The 7,427-nt window shown below is 42.8% G+C and carries 5 protein-coding genes; 2 read left to right on the top strand and 3 right to left on the bottom strand.

Annotated features, from left to right (window positions below; translation table 11 throughout):
• Positions 1-53: 53 nt before the first annotated feature.
• From PSE7429_RS19595 to PSE7429_RS19605, 3 genes are all read right to left on the bottom strand, one after another.
• Complete coding sequence (locus tag PSE7429_RS19595; protein ID WP_009629081.1) at positions 54-2,084, bottom strand: HAD family hydrolase; 2,031 nt, start codon at positions 2,082-2,084, stop codon at positions 54-56.
• A 200-nt stretch (positions 2,085-2,284) separates the two neighbouring features.
• Entirely contained in the window at positions 2,285-3,130 is an 846-nt protein-coding gene (locus tag PSE7429_RS19600) for a hypothetical protein (protein ID WP_009629083.1), read from the bottom strand.
• 508 nt (positions 3,131-3,638) lie between these two features.
• Entirely contained in the window at positions 3,639-4,241 is a 603-nt protein-coding gene (locus PSE7429_RS19605) for an antibiotic biosynthesis monooxygenase (RefSeq protein ID WP_009629084.1), read from the bottom strand.
• 306 nt (positions 4,242-4,547) lie between these two features.
• Between PSE7429_RS19605 and PSE7429_RS19610 the strand changes: the two genes are divergently transcribed.
• Entirely contained in the window at positions 4,548-5,021 is a 474-nt protein-coding gene (locus PSE7429_RS19610) for a hypothetical protein (protein WP_009629085.1), read from the top strand.
• 487 nt (positions 5,022-5,508) lie between these two features.
• Positions 5,509-7,215, top strand: a complete 1,707-nt coding sequence (locus tag PSE7429_RS19620; RefSeq protein WP_009629087.1) for a diflavin flavoprotein — start codon at positions 5,509-5,511, stop codon at positions 7,213-7,215.
• The last annotated feature ends 212 nt before the right edge of the window (positions 7,216-7,427 follow it).

The raw sequence follows: 7,427 nt of genomic DNA on the forward strand, positions 1-7,427 counted from the left end.
GCCCGCTGCGCGGGCGGTATGCTCTTCTGGGTTTTAAGTTTACTTATGCCTAGCTACTTAGTATTTTTTAGTGACATTACTAATTTTTTACAGCGCTTCAGGATTTTGCGTTGAACGATCGCTATGGGTAGGTAAGCTTTCACCAAGGGGGAGCTAACGAGCAGACTTGCCTCATACCATGCATTGCGATGGACGGTAAACCCTGCACTTAGGGCGATCGCATATTTAAGTACATCGACCAATCGGAAAGGCATCGCCCAATAAAAATGATAGAGCTCGTTCGGATCATCAAAGAACGGACAATCCGTAAAGGCTTCGGCTTCCTGTTGCGTGGGAGTATCATTAAAAGTCAAAAATAGCCGATCTAATGCTTCGCGCCAGAGTTTGGGGGAAGTAAGAAAAATTAAGTCCGTCGGCGATCGCTCCACGAGATGGCGGACAAACGCAATCACCGATTGCTGGAAAAATTCTAACCCCCAAGTTAAGGCTGGCTGGTTATGGGGATGCTTGAGAAGGGGAACTACGGAACCATCTGCTTGCAAGGCATAATCAAGGGTTGTTCCTTCGCAGCCCGCACAAAATACTTCCATCGCGGAAACGTAGCGATAGTCGATATCATTGCGAAGTCCTACGGCATGATTTAAGTTAAAGAAAAAGGCTATTGCTTCTCCTCGGTGCTTCAGTCCACCACTAGGCTTGTCCAATGCAAAGTAGAAACCGACAGGATTCTTCGTACCAAATAGGGCAAAGGCATTTTCCAAGGAAATTTGCAAGCTACCCCGCCAGCCCACATCCACTAGCCCAAAGGCTTGCCCATCCAACATTTTTTCCTGTTGTAAATAGGCTTTTAAAACTTCGCGTTTCTGCGCTGCAATTTGCAGAACTAGCTCCTGAAGAGGTGCGTGCCTTTCTAGCTTTGTTCGTAATGTAATTCTTTCTTGGGCAGATAAATTCTTTTGCCAAAGCTCAAAAGGATAACCGAGAGAGGTAAAAATTTCCTCGGCAGTAGTACGATCGAGACACATTCTGGCTAGCAAACTGTTAATGCTGAAAATATCCGTATCATCAAACATCCATTCCCAAAAGGCTTTATCGATCTTAGTTAATCCAGGCATTCTTAAAGCTTGCCGACTGACATAGAGATAGCGCAGTTCTACCTCTGGATAAATTTTCGGCGCAAGTTCTTGAGCGATTTGCAGTAATATCTCGCCATCCCTTGCCAAAAAATAGATGCGGGCAAGTTGTCGAGCTTTCGCCTGCTGTAGAATCCAAATGGTATAGGCCGTTAAAATTGGTGCAGCTACTGAAGCCGCAATATTGCCAATGATTGCTTCTTTTGATGTTTTGGGCTCCCTCGATAGGCGGGTATACCGAGATAGCCCTGCCAGAAGAGAAGTAATGCCGTTGGTAAATCGAGCATTCTCTTGCAGGATTGACTCATAACGATTGGGATTGGCAGCATCAAAATGAATCGCTTTAATCCCTAAGGCACGAGGCTTAGCCACATCGGGTTGCCAACTATTACCAATATGCGTTAGATCTTGAGGACGCAGTTGGCTATCGGCGATCGCTTTTAAAAATAAATCCCCTGATCCCTTAGATTTGCGGTACTGACATGATACGTAGAGGCGATCGCCAGTTTGCCAAAAGCCATGCTGTTGCAATTGCTCCTCAAGAAAAGCTTCAGGCAAATACATATCAGAGAGAAATAACACATGGGGATGCGATCGCCTTGCTTTTTCTAGCAATTGTCGCGCCTGTGGTACAGCCACTAAATATTCTGCTTCTACATCTAATTCCAATTGCTTTAGTTTCTGAATCGTTTCCGCAGAAATTTCTAAGGTATTGGCAACCTCCCGATAGATCTCATCTAGGGTCACTTCACCAGCTTCATAAAATAAGCGTGATCGACCTTCAGCATTAATTCTAACTTTCTGAAAAGTCTCCGCTGTAAAATTAATCCAACCAAAATGTAAAGCGCGATCGCCACAGATTCTAAAGATCTCCGTTGGTTCGCTAACTAGTCTAGTCAGCAGCGTATCAAAGATATCAAAGCTGTATATTTGTGACAATATTTGTGACATAGAGGCATTTGGGAATTAGTGATGAGAGTTTCTAGAACAAATTAGCAATTGCAAACTAATTTACATATCTAAATTTACATGTCTAAATTTACATGTCTATCAATGGGCTTAATTAAATATAAAACCCTAAAACCTGCGGCGCACGCGCAGCGTGTGCCGCAGGTTTTAGATCTGGATTTTATGCCCAGCCATTTAGGTGACTATAGGTGAAAGAAAACAGATTGCCAAAATTTATGTCTGATATCGCTGACGTAATGACGCATAGCAGTTTGTTTGGTGACAAAGCGATCGGGATAGACAAACTGATCGTCCACATTCATAACATATTTATCGCGATCTAGGGCTTGCCCGCGATTGGACTTGATCGTCAAATTAACGATGGTTTGCTCGGAGAAGTAATTGGGAAGTTCTTGGAGCTTTGCCAATCTCTGTACTGGTTCGTGCCAATCTAAAGCTTTTTTAAATAGAATAAATCCTGCATTAATTGGCTCTTGCTGCTCGATATCTTCATAAATGAGGCGTTTGTCCAAGGAGTTCTTACAGTCTGGCAAATAATAGGTAGCCGAACTTTCACTAGTAGCTAGTTCGGCTAGATTGGAAGCTCCTTGAAAAAACAAAATATCGGAATCTGTATAGAGTGTTGCCCCATCAATGGGAATAGACATGAGGGCTGCGAGCTTTTTTCCCATCGCCTGCTGAGAGGCATATTCATATACTGATTGGGGCAAGTCTTCTCTTTGAAATTTAGTTAAAAGCTGAACATCCACACAGGGATGAATTCGTCGCAATAGCTTAATACTCTCTTCAGTATAACTTCCATCGGACATGACCGTAAACAATTCGGGAATTCCCACATAACGAAGGAATGATCGCAGACTTGCTACTTGTTCGGGTAAATCCCTTTCGCAAGATAGGGCATAAACCTTTATGGGCACCTGTCGCTTTTGGGCGATCGGCAAACTAACTAGAGTCGAAAGGCTGGATTTATAAATGGATCGGAGGAAGTTTCCTTGGATTTTTGCTGCATGATAGCCAATGTTTACCATTCGTTCCTCTTCAAGTTAGTTGATTGATTGTGAAACTTAAAATAGCTGGGCATCAGTAAAAAACAGACCCAAGCCCTTGGCATATGTGCAGCATGTGCTATGGGTTTTGGATTTTATATTTAATTGAGCCTAGCCAGTTACATCGCAATTATAAATCTGAAATAAGCGATCGCTGTTAAAAGTTTTTCATTTTCTGAAGATCCTCATCCCAAGAGGAATAGGCTCTAATTTTATTGTTTAAATATGCTGATGTAATACCAATTCCCAAAATGGCGTTGCCATTTTGGGAATCTCAAAACCTTACTAGGTTTTCAAGTTAAGAAATAGACATACAAAACCAAGAATTAGCGTTGCGGCGCTTCGCGCCGCAACGTCTAATTTTTCACTGGGAAGGGAGTAGCTACTTATAAGTAGCTGAGCATAAGTAAAATCTATATCAAAAAACTGTGGCGCACGCTGCGCGTGCGCCACAGTTTTTGGGTTTTATATTTTGCGCCTAGATAATTACTTATCGCCGTTTATGTTTTGTCAATCTATTTGTTCTATTTGTGGATGGATAGAGCCAAAAATTGAGTATTTTGGTCAACCAAGGCATAACTGGATAGGTTAATAGTGCGGATACAAAGATGACCGAAATAAATAGTCCTAAAATCGATGGCAATCCCTGCAAAAAAGGATTGAGAATTAAGTTGGCGAGTAGAATTAATGGATATACGGTGATCGTGCCCACAATTACCTGCTTGTAATAGGCTGGCGATGGATTCCCTAATGTGCTTTTAGGAAGGGTAAACCACAGTTCTAATCCCTTGGACTGGTGCTGTTGCGATCGCTTAGAAATAAATTTTTGAGAATCTTGCATCCATGCTTGATAAATATCTGAAGCTAGCCAATTTTTGTAGTGATCGTAGTTATCAAATTTAACGATAAAAACGTATTCAGGATATTGCTGATTGCGGGGACGAATTACTTCAACCCCCATAAACCCCTCAAATTGCTGTGCATCTTGGTTAATTCCTTTTGTCCAAGCTTCATATTCTTCTATGAGATTTGGTTCGACAACTTCTGAGATGACTAAGGTAATCGGATCGGATTGCTGTCCAAAGTCCTGCATAGCTTTACCAATAATATAGTCAGGATAGCTAATTATAGCGATCCTAGCTGATTTGTTAGCAGGGGCAACATATCAAAGCTGAAAATGGCTACGCCATTTTGAACTTTGGAAACCCTTACTGGGTTTGGTTTTTAATTCACAAAAGTGTTGTCACACTTTCGTGAATTGGTATAAGTAAACTTAAACAACCAGAGAGTGTAACGTCCGTTACATGGGCGTTACACTCTCTGGTTTTGGTTTTTAATGATGCTGAACTACTGAGCAAGTTTCTCGTCGAATCAAACAATATGAGGTCTATAGAAAATCATGGCTGACGAAATCGAGAAAGAAATTATCACTAAGAAGGTTAGTTCTGATTCCAATATCCCTGCAAATGGATATAAAGTTTCAGAGCAACGCACAACAAAAGTTGCCAATGATAATAGTTCTAATGTTGTATTTATCAGTGTTTTGCTCTTCCTAGCAGTAGGAGCAGGGTTTATTGCCTATTTCGTCAATAATCGCCCAGCCCCTACACCAGTCTTGATGCCGAGTGCTGTTGATACGGTAAGAGAGAATAAATCCACGGTAATCGAACGGAATAACACCACAATCAAGGAAGTACCTGCTACCGTTCAGCCAACTCCAAAAGTTGAGATTACGGTGGCTCCTCAAGCTGTACCTGTACCAGCGCCCACCGTAACTGCGACAGTAACGGCTCAACCTCAAGCTGTTACACCTGCTGCTACTCCAAAGCCCCAGACGGTATCCCCAACACCGACTTCAGGTTCAAATAATTAGTTGGGCGATCGCCATTAGGGACTTGCTATTAATTAACGTGAGTTCGGGATAATTTGAAACGAGCTTTGAGAGATGGTTTGCTACGCCAACCCTCTCTCAAAGCTCAAAAGTAAAAGCCTTGCGTAGCAAGGCTTTTACTTTTGGGATCTTAAAATTTGTCAGCTTAACCCGAACCGACGTTAACTATCGCTATCCAATAGAGAGCATTTCCCCATAATGTAAACTCTCTCGTTAAAATTACCTATTTCTTATCTACCCCATAAGAACTCTAAATTAGTACCATTTTTCTTAAGTATGACAGGGATAAGAGCCGTGAAATGCATTTGTAGCAAGGCTTTTGATTTTAAAAACAGCATTACTTTTTCGGAGTTGGTATTTTGAATTGGTATAAATTCTTGATTAGGGAGGAGCGCTTGATAGCTATGATTAGAATAACGAAGTTTACTCATGACTGAGTAGTTATCTTAATAGTTTGGAGACAGCGATCGTGACTAAAACTAAGCCCCGCGATGTACAAGCAATATATATTGCCGCCGAAACTTTTGCCTTGCGATCGCGCAGTTGGAATCGCTTGCGTTTTGAAATTGAATATGCCCTCGAAAAAGGAACTACTGCAAATTCTTTTTTAATTCAAGGGGCTTTGTCAGCATTAATCGATCCCCCAGGCGGAACATTTACCGAGATTTATCTAAACGAGCTACGCAAACGGATCAATATTCTCGATATCAGTTATGTGATCCTCGGACATGTCAACCAAAACCGCATCGAAACCCTCAAGGAATTACTGGAAATTAATAGCCGCATTACCTTTATTTGTACGAATGCGGGGGCGATCGCCCTACGGCAAAGTTTAGAAAGCGATCGCGAACTAAAAATCCAAGTCGTACGGGGTGAAGAAACCCTCGATCTTGGTAAGGATCATATTCTTAAATTTATTCCCACCTCCACACCGCGATATCCTGACGAACTCTGCACCTACGACTCCAAAACCAAGATTTTGTATACTGACAAATTTTTTGGAGCGCATATTTGCGGCGATCAGGTGTTTGACGAAGGGTGGAGTCAATTATTAGGCGATCGCCGTTATTACTTTGACAGCACGATGGCAAACCAAGTCCGCCAAGTGGAAGCTGCGCTTGATAAAATAGGCGATTTTCCTGCGGCTTTTTATGCTCCTGGACATGGACCAATGTTGCGCTATGGCTTGCACGAACTAGTCAATCTCTATCGCCAATGGTGCGAAAATCAAAAACAACAAAGCATTTCGGTCGCTTTACTATTTGCCTCCGCCTATGGCAATACCACCACGATCGCCAATGCCCTAGCGCGAGGCATCACTAAAGCGGGTGTGGCTGTCGAGTTAATCAATTGCGAAAACGCTGAGCCAGAGGAAATTAAAAATGCGATCGAAAAATCATCGGGATTCCTGATCGGTTCGCCCACCTTGGCGGGGCATTTGCCCACACAGGTACAAACGGCTCTAGGAATCGTCCTCTCTACTGCTACCAAAAGCTATCAGGCAGGCGTATTTGGCTCCTATGGCTGGAGTGGTGAAGCCGTGGATATTATCTCTGGCAAATTAAAAGATGCGGGTTATACCCTTGCCTTTGAGCCGATCAGAATTAAGTTCACACCTACCGAAGCAACTTTGCAAATTTGCGAAGAAACAGGTACGGATTTTGCTCAAATGCTAAAAAGCGCTAAAAAGGTGAGGACAACGCTCAATCCTGGCAGTACCGTTGAGCAGGCTGTGGGGCGGATTGTTGGTTCCCTCTGCGTTTTGACCGTGAAGCGTGGCGAAGTCTCCACCGCCATGCTCGCCTCATGGGTATCACAGGCAACTTTTAATCCTCCAGGATTAACGATCGCTGTTGCTAAGGATCGAGCGATCGAATCTTACCTATATGAAGGCGATCGCTTTGTCATCAATATCCTCGAACAGGGTAAACAACTCCGCAAACATTTCATGAAAAAATTTGCCCCTGGAGAAGATCGCTTTATCAATATCCAAGTCGAGCCAACCGAAGGAGGACTTATTCTCAATGACGGATTGGCATATTTAGAATGTCGAGTTTCCCAGCGTATGGAATGTGGCGATCACTGGATTGTTTATGCGATCGTGGAAAATGGCAAGCTATTGCAATCTAACGGGTTAACTGCTATTCATCACCGTAAAACTGCCAGTAATTACTAGCGCAAAGAGAGTTGTGGCGCGAAGCGCCACAACTCTCTTTAGGATCAATAGTAGTCGGCACTGGCGTTAAGTAGCTATAGCTAACAAACCCCAAGAATTGACTGGCGGTGCTTCGCGCCGCCAGTCAATTCTTGGGGTTTATATCCTCTTGACTGCTTAAATAACGTCAGTTCGCGTTAAGCTGGCAAATTTAAAAGCCCAAAATAAAAGCC

This window comes from Pseudanabaena biceps PCC 7429, assembly GCF_000332215.1.
Lineage (GTDB): Bacteria > Cyanobacteriota > Cyanobacteriia > Pseudanabaenales > Pseudanabaenaceae > Pseudanabaena > Pseudanabaena biceps.